Source organism: Ulvibacterium sp. (assembly GCF_028285715.1).
GTDB lineage: Bacteria > Bacteroidota > Bacteroidia > Flavobacteriales > Flavobacteriaceae > Ulvibacterium.
In genome coordinates this window covers 1-15,313 of record NZ_JANQOO010000020.1, presented here as the reverse complement: position 1 = coordinate 15,313, position 15,313 = coordinate 1, and the positions used below count along the sequence as shown (strand labels likewise).

At 40.8% G+C, this 15,313-nt stretch carries 10 protein-coding genes; 8 read left to right on the top strand and 2 right to left on the bottom strand.

Annotated features, from left to right (window positions below; translation table 11 throughout):
* Nucleotides 1–89 precede the first annotated feature (89 nt).
* Complete coding sequence (gene recO / locus Q0993_RS11560) at nucleotides 90–809, top strand: DNA repair protein RecO (protein WP_299533137.1); 720 nt, start codon at nucleotides 90–92, stop codon at nucleotides 807–809.
* Nucleotides 793–3,222 (top strand): TonB-dependent siderophore receptor, encoded by a 2,430-nt coding sequence (locus Q0993_RS11555; protein WP_299533135.1) that lies wholly within the window; start codon nucleotides 793–795, stop codon nucleotides 3,220–3,222. The genes recO and Q0993_RS11555 overlap by 17 nt, the downstream gene beginning before the upstream one ends.
* 54 nt (nucleotides 3,223–3,276) lie before the next feature.
* On the opposite strand, the gene Q0993_RS11550 is transcribed toward Q0993_RS11555, so the two are convergent.
* The gene (locus Q0993_RS11550) at nucleotides 3,277–3,606 is read right to left on the bottom strand and encodes a hypothetical protein (protein WP_299533132.1); all 330 of its coding nucleotides are present in this window, start codon (nucleotides 3,604–3,606) and stop codon (nucleotides 3,277–3,279) included.
* A 195-nt stretch (nucleotides 3,607–3,801) separates the two neighbouring features.
* Here Q0993_RS11550 and ileS point away from each other — a divergent pair, with 195 nt between their 5' ends.
* From ileS to Q0993_RS11535, 3 genes are all read left to right on the top strand, one after another.
* On the top strand, nucleotides 3,802–7,203 hold the full coding sequence (ileS, locus tag Q0993_RS11545; RefSeq protein WP_299533130.1) for an isoleucine--tRNA ligase: 3,402 nt from the start codon (nucleotides 3,802–3,804) through the stop codon (nucleotides 7,201–7,203).
* A 4-nt stretch (nucleotides 7,204–7,207) separates the two neighbouring features.
* Entirely contained in the window at nucleotides 7,208–7,591 is a 384-nt protein-coding gene (locus Q0993_RS11540; protein ID WP_299533128.1) for a TraR/DksA C4-type zinc finger protein, read from the top strand.
* A 284-nt stretch (nucleotides 7,592–7,875) separates the two neighbouring features.
* On the top strand, nucleotides 7,876–8,538 hold the full coding sequence (locus tag Q0993_RS11535) for a lipoprotein signal peptidase (RefSeq protein ID WP_299533125.1): 663 nt from the start codon (nucleotides 7,876–7,878) through the stop codon (nucleotides 8,536–8,538).
* Here Q0993_RS11535 and Q0993_RS11530 read toward each other — a convergent pair.
* Nucleotides 8,517–9,086: a 5-formyltetrahydrofolate cyclo-ligase gene (locus tag Q0993_RS11530; RefSeq protein ID WP_299533123.1), complete on the bottom strand. Its 570-nt coding sequence runs from the start codon at nucleotides 9,084–9,086 to the stop codon at nucleotides 8,517–8,519. The genes Q0993_RS11535 and Q0993_RS11530 overlap by 22 nt on opposite strands.
* Nucleotides 9,087–9,612: 526 nt before the next feature.
* On the opposite strand from Q0993_RS11530, the gene uvrC reads away from it, so the two are divergent.
* The 3 genes from uvrC (at nucleotide 9,613) to hppD (ending at nucleotide 15,111) form a co-directional block, all read left to right on the top strand.
* A complete protein-coding gene (gene uvrC, locus Q0993_RS11525; protein WP_299533121.1) occupies nucleotides 9,613–11,400 on the top strand; it encodes an excinuclease ABC subunit UvrC in 1,788 nt (595 codons plus the stop codon).
* Nucleotides 11,401–11,423: 23 nt separating this feature from the next.
* Nucleotides 11,424–13,688, top strand: a complete 2,265-nt coding sequence (locus Q0993_RS11520; RefSeq protein WP_299534004.1) for a patatin-like phospholipase family protein — start codon at nucleotides 11,424–11,426, stop codon at nucleotides 13,686–13,688.
* A 280-nt stretch (nucleotides 13,689–13,968) separates the two neighbouring features.
* Nucleotides 13,969–15,111 carry a 4-hydroxyphenylpyruvate dioxygenase gene (gene hppD, locus Q0993_RS11515; protein ID WP_299533119.1) on the top strand — a complete coding sequence of 381 codons (1,143 nt, stop codon included), beginning with the start codon at nucleotides 13,969–13,971 and terminating at the stop codon, nucleotides 15,109–15,111.
* The last annotated feature ends 202 nt before the right edge of the window (nucleotides 15,112–15,313 follow it).

The window sequence follows — 15,313 nt, the reverse complement described above, 5'->3', positions numbered from 1 at the left end:
CCTAATCGAAATTAGACCTGTTAGGTTTTTAAACCTGACAGGTCTTCCTATTTTTTCCGATTATCTTTACCTATGCCAAACCGGAACCAATGCAAGTCACCACCAAAGCCATTGTCCTCTCGTCCATAAAATATGGAGATACCAGTTTAATTGTTAAAGCCTATACTTTGTCGGATGGATTAAAATCCTACCTGCTAAAGGGAGTGTTGGCGTCTAAAAAGGGAAAATTGAAATCAGCCTATTTTCAACCGTTGACCCAATTGGAATTAGTAGCGAACCACAAGAATAAAGGAACCTTGGAAAGCATTCGCGAGGTTAAGGTGTATTATCCATATCAAACATTACATATGGATATCGCCAAGAATGCCATGACCCTCTTTTTGGCCGAAATGCTGGGCAGTAGTATCCATGAAGAGGAACCCAATGCAGGACTTTTCCATTTTCTGGAGGCGTCTATGCAATGGCTGGATGCACATCATGAAATCTCCAACTTTCACTTGTTTTTCTTATTGGATTTGACGAAATACTTGGGTTTTTATCCGGATATATCTAGGATACACGAACCTAATTTTGATCTTTTGGAAGGAGAGTTTACCAAAATACCATCACTTCACCCGAGTTTGGCCGGCAAAAATTTGGATTACTTCAAAAAGTTTTTGGGCATAAATTTTGATGGGATACACACAATTAAAATGAACAAAACCGACCGACAAGAACTCCTAAAATCCCTGGTCCTATATTATGAATTGCATTTACAGGGGTTTCGAAGGCCCAAGTCGCTTGCCGTATTAAATGAAGTATTCCGCTAGTATGTACAGAATAGCGTTCATTTGTAGCTTTTTGATGTCCTATTTCATATCTGCACAGGAAATTAGCATTTTGGATTTGGATACTGGGGCACCTATCCTAAATGTCGCCGTTTACAATTTGGATAAGAGCAAGACGGTCCTATCCGACTATAACGGGAAGTGTGATCTTACCAATTTTGACCGACATGAGCGTATTACTTTTAAACATTTAAGCTATGAGGTGAAGAAGCTCACCAAGACACAGATTTTAAGGCGAGGAGGAAAAGTCTTCCTTATAATGCGAGCGGAACAATTGGATGAAGTGGTTATGTCCATTTCCAAATGGGAACAACAGAAGAAAGATATCCCACAAAAAATAATTGCCATAAATGCAAGGCAAATCGCCCAGATCAATCCGCAGACCTCTGCGGACCTTCTACAAAATAGCGGGAAGATTTTTGTCCAAAAAAGTCAGTTGGGCGGTGGCAGCCCAATGATACGGGGTTTTGCAACGAATCGATTGTTGCTTTCGGTGGACGGGGTACGTATGAACAACGCCATTTTTAGGGGCGGCAATATTCAAAACGTTATTTCCATTGATCCGTTTAACATAAAAAATACGGAAGTGATATTTGGTCCGGGATCGGTAATTTATGGTAGTGATGCCATAGGGGGGGTAATGAACTTTTATACGAAAAAACCAGTCTTTGCAGAAACCGATAGTGCTTTGGTTTCCGGGAATGCCTTTTACCGATTTGCCTCGGCCAATTTGGAAAATACCATACATGCCGATGTAAGCTTTGGAAAACAAAAATGGGCTTTTTTAACCAGCACTTCCTATAATGATTTTGGAAACTTGCAAATGGGGTCCCACGGCCCGGATTCCTATTTAAGAAGAAGTTATGTAACCACGCGCAACGGTGAGGACAGGGTGGTTGCCAATCAAAATCCCAGGGAACAGGTTCCCTCTGGATATAATCAAATCAATCTGATGCAGAAAATCGTCTTTAGACCCAACAAAATTTGGGATTACAGCCTAGGGCTTCATTATTCCGAAACCTCGGACTATGCAAGATACGATCGTTTAATACGGCCCGGGAACAATGGAAACGAGTTTAGATCGGCGGAATGGCTCTATGGCCCACAGAAATGGTTTATGGGGAATTTACAAATCGAGAAAAAAGGACAAAACAAATTCTATGATGGACTAAAAGTAACTGCGGCTTATCAGCGTTTTGAGGAAAGTAGAAACAATCGGAATTTTGGTGAACCCACCCAGTTTACCACGGAGGAAAAAGTAGATGCATTATCCGCCAATGTCGATTTTGAAAACAAGAGAATAGGGGACCTTAGGCTTTATTATGGAGCGGGCTATGTTTTTAACAAGGTGCATTCTGATGGAAGCCAAAGAGATATTGAAACGAATGTACTATCTAATGCTGCTTCACGCTATCCGGATGGATCCACTTGGCAGACTGTTGCAGGATATGTAAACGGGGAGTATAAGGCCAAACCCAACTTTGTATTGCTTTCCGGTTTGCGATATAGCCATGTATGGGTCAATGCCATTTTTGACAAGACCTTTTATCCCTTTCCTTTTGATACGGCGGACTTAAGTACCGGTGCCCTCACCGGAAGTTTGGGATTTAGTTGGTTTCCAAGGGCCAATCTTCAAATAACCTGGAACGGATCTACAGGGTTCAGGGCTCCTAACATTGATGATGTCGGAAAAATTTTTGATTCCGAACCAGGATCTGTGGTCGTTCCAAATCCGGATTTGGAACCTGAGTATGCCTATAATACGGAATTGGGGATACAAAAGAATTTTGATGATAAGGTAGTTTTAAAAGGCGCGGCCTTTTATACTTATCTGGTGGATGCGCTGGTAAGGAGGGACTATCAGTTCAATGGAGAGACCCAGATCGAGTATAATGGGGAACCAAGCAACGTCCAGGCCATCCAGAATGCCGCCAAGGCCTATGTTTATGGGTTTGAATTGGGCTTGGAGGCATTTTTGTCCGATAACTGGTCCATAGCCTCCAATCTTACCATTACGGAAGGTATAGAAGAAGAGGCAGATGGTACGGATTCCCCCGCCCGTCATGTGGCCCCTACATTTGGCGATTTTCATATTGTTTGGAAAAACCAAAGATTACGTACAGATCTTTTTTTGAACTACAATGGGGAAATTGCCTTCGAAAATCTGGCCCCATCCGAGCGAAGCAAGGACTATATCTATGCGACTGATTCCAATGGAAACCCTTTTTCTCCCTCCTGGTATACTTTAAATTTCCGTTCACAATTCGCTGTGTCCAATGCCATAAAGGCATCCCTGAATCTGGAAAATCTAACGGACCAAAGATACCGTCCCTATTCTTCGGGAATAAGCGCTCCTGGGATTAATTTTGTCCTTGGACTGGGTTATCGTTTTTAAATTAAAAACCCCCGACCAATGGTCAAGGGTTTACGTAAACTTTTTGCCAAGGATTTACTTGGAACCACCGTCTACGGCCTCCTTTGCTTTATTGGCTGCATCTTTAACATCTTCGCCTGCTTCCTTGGCCTTGTCCAAAGCGTTTTCTCCGGCCACTTTTATACCATCTGCGGCATCCTCCGCACCTTCTTTGATATCCTCTCCCAATTCTTTGGCTTTTTCCATGGCATCTTCGCCCATTTCCTTAAGATCTTGGCCGGTTTCCTCTAGGGCCTCCTCTGTTTGTTCGGCGGCATCCTTTGCCTTATCCGCAGTTTCCCTACAGGATACGAAGGCAAAACTTAAGGCTAGCATCAAAATGGAAATTACAATTAGTTTTTTCATGTTTTTAAGTTTATATGTTTGTTTACCAGTTAATGATGCAATGATATACGCTGAAATAGGATTCGTGGACGCCAAAGTATTGACAAATAAGCCTTGGACCGTTCTTATGGTTGTTTTTCATAGGGTTGCCAATCAAGTAATCCAATCAAAATTCTTAATTTTGCAGCCTCAATTTGTAGTATAGGTAAGACCGATATGAAGTTTTCGGAATATAAAGGGTTGGATTTGCCAAAAGTGGCCAAGGAAGTACTTGACTTCTGGAAAGAGCAGGACATCTTTGAAAAGAGTGTGTCCTCCAGGGAAGGTAAGCCAAGTTATGTGTTTTATGAGGGTCCCCCTTCTGCCAACGGCATGCCAGGAATCCATCATGTTATGGCCCGTACCATCAAGGATATATTCCCGCGCTATCAAACGATGAAAGGATTTCAGGTAAAGCGAAAAGCCGGGTGGGATACCCATGGATTGCCTGTGGAACTGGGTGTTGAAAAGGAATTGGGCATCACAAAGGAGGACATTGGTAAAAAAATCACGATTGAGGACTATAACGACGCCTGTAAAAAAGCCGTTCTACGCTATACGGATGTCTGGAACGAGATGACCGAAAGGATAGGATACTGGGTGGATATGGAGAACGCTTACATTACCTACAAATCCAAATACATGGAGTCCGTATGGTGGTTGTTGAAGCAGATTTATGATAAAGGGCTTATCTACAAAGGATACACCATTCAACCGTATTCCCCAAAGGCAGGTACAGGATTGAGCACACATGAACTCAACCAGCCCGGCACCTATCAGGATATCACGGATACTACCGTTGTGGCGCAGTTTAAGGCAAAAAAGGAAACCCTTCCGGATTTTCTCAAGGATTTTGAGGAAGATATTTACTTTTTGGCCTGGACTACCACACCCTGGACGTTGCCTTCCAATACGGCGCTCACCGTAGGACCCAAAATCGATTATGTATTGGTCAGAACATTCAATCAATACACTTTTGAACCTGTTCATGTGATATTGGCCAAAGCTTTGCTAGGGAAACAATTTGGAGGTAAATTTTTTGAAACCGAAAATGAAGGTGACTTTGCTGATTTCACCAAAGCTGATAAGAAAATCCCTTATCGGGTATTGGCAGAAGCCAAAGGGAAAAATTTGGTAGACATTGGCTATGAACAATTGCTGGACTATGCCCTGCCCTATCAAAATCCGGAGAATGCCTTTCGCGTTATTATTGGGGACTTTGTAACTACCGAGGATGGTACGGGAATTGTGCATACCGCCCCTACGTTTGGCGCGGACGACATGCAAGTGGCCCAAAAAGCGGAACCCCCCGTTCCACCTATGCTGGTCTTGGACCAAAATGGCAATCCGGTTCCTTTGGTAGACCTTCAAGGCCGATTCCGACCGGAAATGGAAGAATTGGCGGGCAAATATGTAAAGAACGAGTATTATAATGAGGGTACCGCTCCCGAAAGATCTGTCGACGTTGAGATCGCTATAAGGCTCAAGGAAGAAAACAAGGCCTTTAAGGTGGAGAAATATGTACATAGCTATCCAAATTGTTGGCGGACTGATAAACCGATACTCTATTATCCTTTGGATTCTTGGTTTATTAAGGTAACCGAGGTGAAGGACAGGATGTATGAGTTGAACCAACAAATCAATTGGAAGCCCAAGGCTACCGGCGAGGGCAGGTTTGGAAATTGGTTGGCCAATGCCAATGATTGGAACCTGTCCCGATCACGTTATTGGGGAATCCCACTTCCTATTTGGCGTACAGAGGACGGTAATGAGGAAATTATTATTGGTTCAGTGGAACAGTTGAAAGAGGAAATGAACAAATCTGTCAAAGCCGGATTGATGGAGAAGGATGTCTTCGATGATTTTGTCGTTGGGGATATGTCCGAGAAGAATTACGAAAAAGTAGATCTCCATAAAAACATCGTAGATGAAATTGTTTTGGTCTCTCCATCGGGCAAGGCCATGAAGCGGGAAAGCGATCTTATCGATGTATGGTTCGATAGTGGTTCAATGCCCTATGCGCAGTGGCATTATCCCTTTGAGAATGCACAATGGGTTGATAACGGAGAGACCTTCCCTGCAGATTTCATCGCCGAAGGTGTGGATCAAACCAGAGGATGGTTTTATACCTTACATGCCATAGCTACCATGGTCTTTGATTCAGTAGCCTATAAAAATGTGGTATCCAACGGATTGGTGCTGGATAAGGACGGGAAAAAGATGTCCAAACGCTATGGAAATGCGGTAGACCCTTTTGAGACAATGGAAGAGCATGGTCCCGATGCCACGCGTTGGTATATGATTTCCAATGCCAATCCATGGGACAACCTAAAGTTTGATGTTGAGGGCATTGTAGAGGTAAAACGCAAATTTTTTGGGACACTGTACAATACCTATTCCTTTTTTGCACTTTATGCCAATATAGACGAATTCGATTATTCGGAAAAGGAAATACCTTTACATGAACGACCCGAAATAGACCGATGGATTCTTTCAGAATTGAACTCCTTGATTAGACTGGTGGACGAGGCTTATGCCGCTTACGAGCCTACCCGGGCCACCCGGGCCATATCAGAGTATGTGCAGGAGAATCTAAGTAATTGGTATGTTCGTCTCTGTAGAAGGCGTTTTTGGAAGGGAGATTATCAAAAGGACAAGATTTCGGCTTATCAAACCTTGTTTACTTGCTTGGAAACGATAGCCAAGCTTTCAGCTCCGGTAGCACCCTTTTTTATGGATCGGTTATATAAGGATTTGACAAAGGCCATAAACAGGGAAGCTTTTGAAAGTGTGCATTTGACCAATTTCCCGGAATATGATGCTTCGATGATCAATGAAGTGCTCGAAAGCAAAATGGAAAAAGCACAGCATATATCATCCTTGGTGCTTTCCATTCGTCAAAAAGAGAGGATAAAAGTACGTCAGCCATTACAAAAGATTATGATTCCTGTCTTGGACGAGAAACAGAAAGGGGAAATAGAGGCTGTTTCGGATTTGATAAAATCAGAAGTAAATGTAAAGGAAATAGAATTGTTGGATGATGCTTCCGGCATCCTTGTCAAGCAAATAAAACCAAATTTCAAGATTTTGGGCCCAAGATTTGGGAAGGATATGAAAAACATTGCCCGATCTATTGGGAATTTGGGACAAGAGGATATCCAAAAAATCGAACGGGACGGCGAAATATCGCTTGACATTGAAAATAAAATTATTAAATTACAGTTAGATGATGTAGAGATTTCCTCGCAGGACATAGAAGGTTGGCTTGTGGCCAGTTCCGGGACTTTAACGGTAGCTTTGGACGTAACTATAGACGACGAGCTAAAAAAAGAGGGTATTGCCAGGGAATTGGTGAACCGTATTCAAAATCTGCGAAAAGAATCTGGCTTTGAGGTTACCGATAAAATCGATATAAAAATCCTTAAGGATGGATTGGTCGAAAAAGCGGTGGAAAGCAATTTGAAGTATATAAAGACTGAAACTTTGACTGCTGAGCTGGGTTTTGAGGAAAAATTGGAAAAAGGTACTGAAGTAGCCTTTGATGAGATAAATACAAAATTATTGATTGAAAAACACTAAGGATATGGCACAAGATTTAAAAGTTAGGTATTCCGATAAGGACTTGGCAGAATTCAAAGCACTTATAGAGGAAAAAATAGAGAAGGCCAAAAGCCATTTAGATCTTTTAAAGAGTTCATATATGAACGATGGTGACAATGGTACGGATGACACCTCACCGACCTTTAAGGCTTTTGAAGAAGGTTCGCAGACTATGAGCAAAGAGGCCAACACCCAATTGGCCATTAGACAGGAAAAGTTTATCCGGGACCTAAAAAATGCCCTTTTACGCATTGAAAACAAAACCTATGGGATATGCAGGGTAACGGGTAAGCTTATCAATAAGGAAAGATTAAAACTTGTGCCCCATGCTACCTTGAGTATAGAGGCCAAGAACATGCAGAAATAATCAATCCGTTACGAGGAAACAAAATTAACCCATGGTTTTCATTGGATACCATGGGTTTTTTGGTTTTAGGGTGGAGATAACGCCGTATTTCGGATTTAATCGAACTTCTCGACCGTTTGCATTTCGTTTTTTTGCTCTCTTTTCAAATAAAAGTTGACAACAAATTAGTTTTGGAAAATCACTTGAAACAACAAATGGCAAATAAGCAGGATAACAGGAGATATCTATCTGAGGAAAACCAAATAATATAACTATTTTTGCCCACTCTAACAGCACTATAATCAATGGGCTTAAAGAAATCTGTCTTACTTATATTGATAGTTCTGATTATAGATCAGCTTAGCAAGATATATATCAAAACTCATTTTGTACTTGGAGAATCTGTAGATGTTCTTAGTTGGTTTAAAATATTGTTCATAGAAAATTCCGGAGCGGCCTGGGGGGCAAAGTTGAGTGATTTTTTACCGATTTCCGAATCCATAGGAAAATTGATCTTAACAATTTTTAGATTATTTGCCGTAGCAGGAATAGGATATTGGCTTTACGATACTATATTAAAGAACTCTTCCAGAACCTTGATTTTAGCAGTTTCCCTAATTTTTGCCGGAGCTTTGGGAAATATCATCGATTCTGTTTTCTATGGCATGTTATTTAACGATAGTACCGGACAGGTAGCCACTATGTTTTCCGATGAACCCTATGGAAGTCTTTTCTATGGCAAGGTAGTGGACATGCTGTATTTTCCAATGATTGATGCTACTTGGCCCGAATGGGTACCCTATTTTGGGGGAAACAACTTTCGCTTCTTTGAACCCGTATTCAACGTTGCCGATACGGCTATAAGCACGGGTGTGGGAATATTATTGGTCTTTAACAAAAAGGCCTTCGGAAAAAAAGAAGATGTGAGAACACCTGCCGAAACAAATCAGGAAGGAGAAAATGTGTAGATTTCTTCCGGGGTTACACAATAGTTCAAGGGAATATCCTCGGCACTAATATCGGTAATGCTTTTTTCTGCTTCGAATAAAGAAACCCCCACTTTTATAATATCCGATCGGCACTCCTTCAAAAATCTGTCATAAAATCCCTTTCCGTACCCTACTCTGTTTCCTTGGACATCAAAGGCCAACAGCGGAATAAAAACAACATCGATTAATTGTGAAGCAACTTCTTTGCATTTTACGGGTTCGGGAATCTGCCAAACGCTTTTTTTAAGTTTTGTATTATCGGACAATAAGCAATTTAAAAGTCTATTATTGGAGTCTACTTTGGGAACTACAACATTTTTATTTCTTCCCTGAAGAATGGAAAGCGTAAAGGAGGTATCAATTTCTTTTTTCTGCGCAATGGACAGAAAAATATGATAATAATCAAAGGACCATATGGGGAGTTGTAAAAGCCTGTTGGTAATATGTAAGCTGGAATTAATTAGCGATGGTACGGAAATCTCTTCCCTTAATTTGGAGTATTGCTTTCGTAAATCTTTTTTCAACATTGGGGTTGATTAAGATTTCTACGAGAGGGTGAGAAAGAGGGGTCAATCCTTTGCTGCTACCGCAAAATAGACCTTAAAAAAAAGCATCAATATTAAGTAGGTGCCCAAAGTGATAAGATAACTGTCCATGCATTCATTGATTTTATGCTTTAAATGTAGCGAAAAAAAAACGTATTGCCCCCACTAAATGCTCTTTTTTATCGATGAAATGCACATTTTTAGGCAATTTTTAACATTTTAATAAAGCTATTATAATTTTAAGTTAAACAGAAATTCAATGTAAATAATTGAAAATTAAATACTTACATAAGGATTACTGATTATAAATGTCGTAAAATGCCGTGTAGAATATTGTTTATGAATCATTTCTGCCTCCAAAATCTTTCTTTGTAAAAAATTTCTCTAGGAATAAACTTTACTTAAAGGCGAACGCCTCAATATGCGTTAAAAAAATAAAAACTCCCCTGCCTTTCAATAAAACAAAGTAATTTAACTTTGTCTAAGAAACGCGATTCCACTTCAAAATATGCCCCAAGTACCCATTCAAATACAGCTAAGCACCCTTCCTGATAATCCCGGTGTTTATCAGTTTTTTGATTCTGATGAGAAAATGCTTTATGTGGGAAAGGCAAAAAATCTAAAAAAGCGAGTTACCTCTTATTTTGCCAAGAACCACGAATATGGAAAGACCCGGGTGATGGTAAAGAAAATAAACCGGATAAAGCACATAGTCGTACCCACGGAATCGGATGCCCTATTATTGGAGAACAACCTTATAAAAAAGTACAGACCTCGGTACAATGTAATGCTCAGGGACGACAAGTCCTATCCTTGGATATGTATCAAAAAAGAGCGTTTTCCAAGAATATTTCCCACAAGAAAACTTATCAAGGACGGGTCGGAATATTATGGTCCATATACGAGCATGGGCACTGTACGGACATTATTGGACCTCGTTAAAAGTGTTTATCCTTTGCGCACCTGTAACTATGACCTTTCTGAGGAAAAGATAGCGGCAGGGAAGTACAAACTGTGCTTGGAATATCATTTGGGCAATTGCAAAGGACCTTGTATAGGATTGCAAACTGCAGATGAATACCACCGACAGATGGATGATATTCGAGAGATTATAAAAGGAAATTTTAAATCCTCCATCCAATATTTCAAAAAACGGATGAAGGCCTTGGCGGATGACATGAAATTCGAGGAGGCACAACGCATTAAGGATAAAGTCCAAGTATTGGAAAATTATCAGGTGAAATCCACCATAGTAAATCCTAAAATCAACAATGTGGATGTGTTTTCCATTATTTCGGATGAGGCCTATGGTTATGTTAATTTTTTACAGCTCTCCCATGGATCTATAGTAAGGTCCCATACGATGGAACTAAAAAAGAAACTTAATGAAAAGGATGAAGATCTTTTACAATTGGCCATAGTGGAAATACGACAAAGATTCAAATCCGAATCGAAGGAATTGTACCTCCCGTTCGAGGTAATTGTTGAACCGCAATTGAAGGTGACGATTCCCAAACTCGGTGACAAGCGGAAAATTCTAGAACTATCGGAACGGAATGCCAAATTTTTTAGACAGGAAAGGTTTAAGCAAATTAAGATATTGGATCCAGACCGGCATACGAACCGGATTATGGCACAAATGCAAAAAGACCTTAGACTGTCCAATGAACCTAGGCATATAGAGTGTTTTGATAATAGCAATATTCAAGGAAGTAACCCGGTCGCGGCCTGTGTGGTTTTTAGAAATGGCAAACCGTCCAAAAAGGAATATAGACATTACAATATCAAAACCGTAACAGGCCCGGATGATTTTGCCTCAATGGAAGAAGTGGTATATAGAAGGTATAAAAGACTGTTGGCGGAAGAAGCCCAATTACCTCAATTAATCATCATAGATGGCGGAAAAGGACAGTTATCCTCCGCTCTAAAAAGTTTGGATGCTTTGAACCTTAGAGGGAAAGTAGCTATAATCGGTATAGCCAAGCGCTTGGAGGAAATCTATTTCCCCGAAGATTCCGTTCCGCTCTATTTGGACAAAAAATCGGAAAGCCTCCGGATTATCCAGCAACTTAGAAACGAGGCTCACCGATTTGGAATTACCTTTCACAGAAAGAAACGGAGTAAATCAGCTATCAATTCTGAACTTGTGAGTATTGAAGGTATTGGAGAAAAGACCGCACAAGAGTTATTAAGGAGCTTTAAATCGGTAAAACGTATAAAGGAAGCCACAATTGATAACCTGGCAGAGACCGTGGGAATGGCCAAGGCTAAAAAGATTTATGAATCATTTCATTGATATGGGGCAACCAACGTAAAATGATGCCAAGACGTATTCCAATCATATTTACTTTTTTATTCTCCCTCATCCTAACGGCCCAAGATTCAGCTAAGGAAAAAGTGAAGGTGGGTGTTGTGCTCAGTGGTGGGGGCGCCAAGGGTATGGCACACATAGGGGCATTAAAGGTAATAGAGGAAGCCGGAGTGGAAGTGGATTACATCGGCGGTACTAGTATGGGGGCCATTGTAGGAGCCCTATACGCCGCAGGGTATTCGGCGGTTGAACTGGACTCGATTTTTAGGGCAATCGACTTTACTAACTTGATTCAGGACAATCTTCCTAGGGATGCCAAGACTTTTTATGAGAAGGAAGATTCGGAAAGATATGCCATAACCTTACCTTTCAATAATTTCAAAATCTCCGTACCTCCGGCATATTCGGGCGGACAGAATATCTACAACGAATTGGTAAGGTTATTGTACCATGTAAGGGATGTAAAGGATTTTTCCAAATTGCCCATTCCGTTCCTATGTATAGCTACCAATGCCGAAACCGGGGAAGAAGTATTACTCAACAAAGGATATTTGCCAGAAGCCGTTATGGCAAGTGGTGCCTTACCTTCACTTTTTGAACCTACAACGGTTGATGACATGATATTGATAGACGGAGGTGTAGTTAACAATTACCCGATTGATGAGGTAAGGAGCATGGGGGCCGATGTCATTATTGGAGTAGATGTCCAACATGGCCTGTCCGATAGGGAAGAATTGCTTTCCGCTACGGAAATCCTTTTGCAGATAAACAATTTCAGGACCGTAAGGGATATGGGCGAGAAATCCGAAAGGACCGATATCTATATAAAACCTGAGATGGAAAACTTCTCCGTGATCGATTTTAATGAAAGGGAAAATATTTTGGAGAACGGCGAGATTGCCGCTCTAGAAAAGTTTGCGGAACTAAAGAAACTTTCCATGAATCAAAACAGTTCCAAAACGACGATAAATCCAATAGGACTCAATGACAAACTCATTGTGAACAGACTGGTCATATCTGGTGACAACGACAACTATTCAAGGGGTTACGTAAAGGGGAAATTAAGATTTGACCTTGGAGAAGAACTAAAGTTCGAAAAATTCCAACAGGGGATTGGTAATCTATCCGCCACGGGAAATTTTAAAACGATACATTATCGGCTTACTTCCAATGGCATTGGGGAAGATCTTATACTGAATTTAGATGAAAATCCGAACAGGACCCTGCTGCGTCTCGGAGCACATTATGATGACCTTTATAAGAGTGCCGCAATAATCAATCTGACAAAAAAAAGGCTTTTGACTAAGGATGACCTTGCCTCGTTCGATTTGATTCTAGGGGATAATGTGAGGTACAACTTTCAGTACTACGTGGACAAAGGGACCTACTGGAGTTTTGGAATCAACTCAAGATTCAATGCATTTGAGAAAGAAGTAGATTATGATTTGATCAGGGGTAATTTTGATGTAGTGGATGATCCCAATATAAACAGTATTAATTTGGACATTACAGATGTCACCAATCAAGTTTATGTGCAGACCGTGCTTAGGGAAGAGTTTGCCTTTACCACGGGCATAGAGCATAAATTTTTGAAGTATAGCACAAGGACCTTGGGAAATGTACCACAAACAGAGGCACTTACGGCTGTAAGGTCCTCCGGTGAAAGAACCTTTTTCGAAAAAAGTGATTTTTACAGTGCTTTTGGCCGACTTACCTTGGATACCTATGACGACAAATATTTTCCGTCAAAAGGCCTATTTTTTGATGGCGATTTTCATTTTTATATTTTTTCCTCTGACTTCAACGATAACTTCAAGGAATTTTCGGTAGCCCAGGCAAGATTGGGAGGCGCTTTCCCAATTTTAAAAAATCTATCATTGAATATTGAATCCGAAGGAGGGTTTAAATTGGGAACGTCCAATGTCACTACCTTTGATTTCGTACTCGGAGGGTTTGGTACCGATTTGATCAATAATTTTATACCATTTATCGGCTATGATTTTCTGAGCTTGCCCGGTAATAGTTTTGTAAAATCCTATGCCAGAATCGATTGGGAGTTTGCCCGGAAAAACCATTTGATGTTTTCCGCGAATTTTGCCAATGTAGATGATGACATTTTTAGATTGGGCGAATGGTTTACCGAACCAAGTTTTTCGGGGTATGGCATTAGTTATGGTTGGGAATCTTTTTTAGGACCGGTACAAGTTATGTATTCTTGGTCCCCGGAAGGAGATACCGGGAATTTCTTTTTTAGTGTGGGTCATTGGTTCTAATCGGTAAGCGGTAGGGGTTTAAGTGTGTGATACGAAGCCTTCACGGATGTTGCCTCACATAGAATGTGGGGAATCCTTAACATGGTATTTACTTCTTTTTCCCGATATTTGTAAACAGTACTTTATTGAATCAATGAGAAAGAAAAGGATTGATATTACTTCCCACCTTAGGGCCATGTGGTAAACGGGATACTTAACTTGGTTGAACCCGTGCATAACTCGCTTTGTAAAGCAGTTTTGTATCATATTAAACATTTTCAATCCATTCAATAAAAGAATCATGTCAATTTCAGATAACACTTCATTACAACTGCCTAAGGAAAATCCGGAAGCACAGGATTTCTTGCCTTTGTTGGGGACTGATTACGTAGAACTTTATGTAGGTAACGCCAAACAGGCCGCCCACTATTACATGTCCGCTTGGGGTTTTCAACCATTGGCATATGCCGGTTTGGAAACAGGATTAAAGGATAGGGTTTCCTATGTACTACAACAAGACAAGATACGGTTGGTACTAACATCGCCCCTAAAGTCGGGAGGAGAAATAAATAAGCATATCAACGCTCATGGAGATGGTGTAAAGGCCATCGCCCTATGGGTAGATGATGCTACCAAGAGTTATGGGGAAACTGTAAAAAGAGGGGCCAATAGCTATTTTGAACCCAGGCTTCTTAGGGATGAATATGGGCAGGTAATACTTTCCGGTATCCACACCTACGGGGAGACCGTCCATGTTTTTGTGGAACGGAAAGGTTATAAGGGAGTATTTATGCCAGGTTATAGACCTTGGAAACCATATTATTCGCCAAAAGATGTGGGTTTGCGATATATAGATCACATGGTAGGAAACGTAGGCTGGAACGAAATGAACCAATGGTGCAAGTTTTATGCCGAGGTTATGGGATTTGCCCAGTTGGTCTCCTTTGATGATAAGGATATCTCCACGGAGTATACAGCCTTAATGAGCAAGGTTATGAGCAATGGCAATGGAAGGATAAAATTTCCAATTAATGAGCCTGCAGATGGTCGTAAAAAATCTCAAATAGAGGAATATATCGAGTTTTATAATGGGGCGGGCGTTCAGCATATGGCCTTGGCTACCGATAACATTATCCAAACCGTAACCTCACTGCGCAATAGGGGAGTGGAATTTTTAACCGTTCCCGTAAGTTACTATGAAGATGTCCTGGATAGGGTTGGAGAAATAGATGAAGATTTGACCCCTTTACGCGACTTGGGGATATTGGTAGACCGGGATGAAGAAGGCTATCTGTTACAGATATTCACCAAACCGATTTTGGATAGGCCCACCATGTTCATAGAGATTATACAGCGCAAAGGAGCAAAATCGTTCGGGAAGGGAAATTTTAAAGCACTTTTTGAGGCCATAGAAAGGGAGCAGGAATCAAGAGGTACACTATAGTTCGTTGATTTACTCTTAATGATTTCCCAATTCGCCGCGGACCATGCCAATAAGTGTTAAGGGAATAGTTAAAGTACGTTAAAACCCTACATTACATAAGTGTGATGTATTAAATTTGTTGGTGTAAGGGGTGGTTCCCTTACAACTTTAAGTATTGGTTTTTCATAATTTAAAGTTTGGTTGGTTATTTAGGAAAGCCCTG